Here is a 4129-nt window from a genome sequence, read left to right as displayed (position 1 = left end):
GCCGAACTGGCAAGCCCTGCCGATCCAGTACAGCGACTACGCCCTGTGGCAGCGGCGCTGGCTGGAGGCGGGCGAGGGCCAGCGCCAGCTCGACTACTGGCTGGCCCAGCTGGGCCGCGAGCAGACGCCGCTGGCCCTGCCCACCGACCACCCACGGCCTGCACAGCCCAGCCAGCAGGGGCGGCGCTGCACCTTCAGCATTGCGCCGGCGCTGACCGAACAGCTGCGCAGCCTGGCCCGCCGCCAGGAGGTCAGCCTGTTCGTGGTGCTGCTCGCGGCCTTCAAGCTCCTGCTGCAGCGCTACAGCGGCCAGGCCGACATCCGCATCGGCACGCCGATCGCCAACCGCCATCGCCGCGAAGCCGAAGGGCTGATCGGCTTCTTCGTCAACACCCAGGTGCTGCGCACCGAGGTCGACAGCCAGCTGCAGGTCAACGACTTCCTGCGCCGGGTGCGCGGCGTGGTGCTCGATGCCCAGGCCCACCAAGACCTGCCCTTCGAGCAGTTGGTCGAAGCCTTGCACCTGGAGCGTGATAGCCGCCGCACGCCGCTGTTCCAGGTGATGTACAACCATCAGCCGGAGGTGGCCGACCTCAGCACCTACGCCTTGCCGGGCGGTCTGCGCCTGGAGCAGGTGCAGTGGCAGAGCCAGACCACCCAGTTCGACCTCACCCTCGATACCTTCGAGCGCGGCGGCGAGCTGCACGCCGCGCTGACCTATGCCTGCGACCTGTTCACCGCCGAGACCGTCACGCGCATGGCCGAGCACTGGCAGGCGCTGTTGCAGGCACTGGTGGCTGGGGATGAGCGACGTCTGGCCGAACTGCCGATGCTCGCGGGCGACGAACACCAGGCCAGCGTGCAGGCCTGGAACCCTGCACCGGCGCAGTTCCCGGTCAGCACCTGCCTGCACCAGCAGATCGCGCTGCACGCGCAGCGGCGCCCCGAGGCCGTGGCCGTGACCTGCGCCGATGAGCACCTGACCTACGGCCAGCTCGAGCGCCGCGCCAACGCCCTGGCCCACACCCTGGTCGAGCGCGGCGTCGGCCCTGACGTCTGCGTCGGTCTGGCGGCTGAACGTGGCGTGCCGATGCTGATCGGCCTGCTGGCCATTCTCAAGGCCGGTGGCGCCTACGTGCCGCTGGACCCGGCCTACCCGCAGCAGCGCCTGGCCTACCTGATCGAAGACAGTGGCATCACCCTGCTGCTGGCCGAACCGTCGGTGCAGGCCCGCCTGCCGCTACCCGAACACGTGACGCTGGTCGCCCTGGGCGAGCAGGACGAACATGCCGACGCCCCGGTCACCCACGTCGGCCCGCACAACCTGGCCTATGTCATCTACACCTCCGGCTCCACCGGCCAGCCCAAGGGCACGCTGCTGACCCACGCCAACGCCCTGCGCCTGTTCGCGGCCAGCGCGCCCTGGTTCGCCTTCGACGAGCACGATGTGTGGACGCTGTTCCATGCCTATGGCTTCGATTTTTCGGTATGGGAAATCTTCGGCGCCTGGCTGCACGGCGGGCGCCTGGTGGTGGTGCCGCATGACGTCAGCCGTTCGCCGCAGGCCTTCTACGCGCTGCTGTGCCGCGAGGGCGTGACGGTGCTGAACCAGACCCCGTCGGCCTTCAAGGCGCTGCAGCCGGTGGCCTGCGCCGGCACCGGGCAACTGGCCCTGCGCGAAGTGATCTTCGGCGGCGAAGCGCTTGACGTGAACGCCCTGCGGCCGTGGTTCGAGCGCTTCGGTGAGCGCGCCCCGCGCCTGGTGAACATGTACGGCATCACCGAAACCACCGTACACGTCACCTACCGCCCACTGACCCTCGAGGATCTGCGCCAGAGCGCCAACAGCCCGATTGGTCAACCGCTTCCCGATCTGCGCTGGTACCTGCTCGACGCCGACCTCAACCCGGTGGCCAAGGGCTGTGTGGGCGAGCTGTACATTGCCGGGGCGGGCCTGGCGCGCGGTTACCTGAACCGCGGCGGGCTCAGTGCCACGCGCTTCATCGCCGACCCGTTCGGCGCAGAGGGCGGGCGCCTGTACCGCACCGGCGACCTGGCGCGTTACCGCGCCGATGGCGTGATCGAGTACAGCGGCCGGCTCGACCAGCAATTGAAGATTCGGGGCCACCGCATCGAGCTCGGCGAGATCGAAGCGCGGCTGCTGGCCGAGCCTGCGGTCGCCAGCGTGGTGGTATTGCCCCACGGCAGCGGCGCGTCACTGCAACTGGTGGCTTACGTCGTGCCGACCGACACCGCCCAAGTCATGGCCGACCCGCTCGCGCAGACGTCATTGCGCGAACAGCTCAAGCTCAGCCTGCGCGGCCAGGTGCCCGAGTACATGCTGCCGACCCACTGGCTGCTGCTCGGCGCGTGGCCGTTGACCACCAACGGCAAGCTCGATCGCACGGCCTTGCCCAGCCCTGACGCCAGCCTGCTGCAGCGCGCCTATCGCCCCCCGCAAGGCCCGCTGGAACACACCGTGGCCAAGGTCTGGGGCGAGGTGCTGCAGGTCGATGAAGTGGGCGCCGACGATGATTTCTTCGCCCTGGGCGGCCACTCGCTGCTGGCCACCCAGGTGGTGTCGCGCCTGAGCGTGCTACTCGATCAAGAGGTGGCGCTCAAGCGCGTGTTCGAGCACACCACCCTGTGCGCCTTTGCCGCCAGCCTCGACCACAACGCACCGCGCCATGCGCCGCTGCAAGCGGTGAGTCGCGAGCAACCGCTGCCGGTGTCTTACGCCCAGGAACGTCAGTGGTACCTGTGGCAGCTCGACGCGCAGAGCAGCGCGTATCACATTCCCGTCGCCTTGCGCCTGCACGGGCCACTGGACGTCAGTGCCTTGCAGCAGGCCTTCGACCTGCTGATCGCGCGCCACGAAACCCTGCGCACCACCTTCCGCCACGACGGCGAGCAACTGCTGCAGGTGATCGCGGCGCCCACCACGCTGGACCTCGCGGCGCAAGCGCTGCCAGCCGGCAGCGACTGCGAGGCGTGGGTCCGAAGCTTTGCCCGTCAGCCCTTCGACCTGGACAACGGCCCGCTGCTGCGGGTCGCGCTGCTGCGCCAGGCCGAAGACCAGCACGTGCTGGTGCTGGTGCAGCACCACATCGTCTCCGATGCCTGGTCGATGCAGCGCATGGTCGAGGAGCTGGTGCTGGGTTATGAAGCCTTCAGCCAAGGCCAGCTGCCGGCGCTGCCAGTGCTGCCCGTGCAATACGCCGATTACGCCGTCTGGCAACGCGCACGCCTGGCAGGCGGCGAGGGGGCGCGTGAACTGGCCTATTGGCGCGCGCAGCTGGGTAACGACCACAGCGTCATCGAGCTGCCCCTGGACCATCCCCGTCCGGCCCAGGCCAGTGGCCGTGGCGCCGCCGTGGCCCTGGACCTCGATGCGGCCTTGACCGCGCAACTCAAGAGCCTGGCGCACGCCGCAGGCACCACGCTGTTCAGCGTGCTGCTGGCCTCGTTGCAGGCGCTGCTGCACCGCTACAGCCAGCAAGCGCAGATCCGCGTCGGGGTGCCGGTCGCCAACCGCCAGCGCCTGGAAACCGAGGGCCTGCTGGGCTTTTTCGTCAACACCCAGGTGTTGCAGGCCCAGCTCGACCCGCAAATGACCGTGAACGAACTGTTGGCTCAGGTGCGAGGCACTGCGCAAAGCGCCCAGGCGCATCAGGCGCTGCCGTTCGAGCAACTGGTCGAGGCCTTGCAGCCTGAGCGCAGTCATGGCCACCACCCGCTGTTCCAGGTGCTGTTCAACCACCAGGCGCATGCCCGTCAGAGTGCCCTGCGGCGTAAGGTGGGCGGCGTGCAGCTGGAGGCCCTGACGCTGACCAGCGAGACCAGCCAGTTCGACCTGATGCTCGACACCTTCCAATCTGCCGATGGCCTGCACGCAGTGTTCACCTACGCCACCGACCTGTTCACGGCCAGCACGGTGCAGCGCCTGGCCGGGCATTGGCAGGCGCTGTTGCAGGGCATGGTGCAAGCCCCTGAGCAGCGCCTGGCGGAGCTGCCGCTGTTGAGCGCCGGCGAGTACCAGGCGACCGTGCATGGCTGGAATGGCGCGCCGGCGCAGGTGCCGGTCGAGCTCTGCCTGCACGAGCTCATCGCCACCCAGGCCCAGCGCCGT

General features: G+C 69.0%; 1 protein-coding gene. It reads left to right on the top strand.

Going from position 1 to position 4129, the window contains the following annotated elements:
• Positions 1–4129, top strand: a 4129-nt coding sequence (locus RT028_RS16290; RefSeq protein ID WP_312936149.1) for an amino acid adenylation domain-containing protein, incomplete at both ends; no start/stop codon positions are given.

The organism is Pseudomonas sp., assembly GCF_032058845.1.
Lineage (GTDB): Bacteria > Pseudomonadota > Gammaproteobacteria > Pseudomonadales > Pseudomonadaceae > Aquipseudomonas.
Note: the sequence above shows the minus strand (reverse complement) of the source record. Positions and strands in the feature narration are given on the sequence as shown.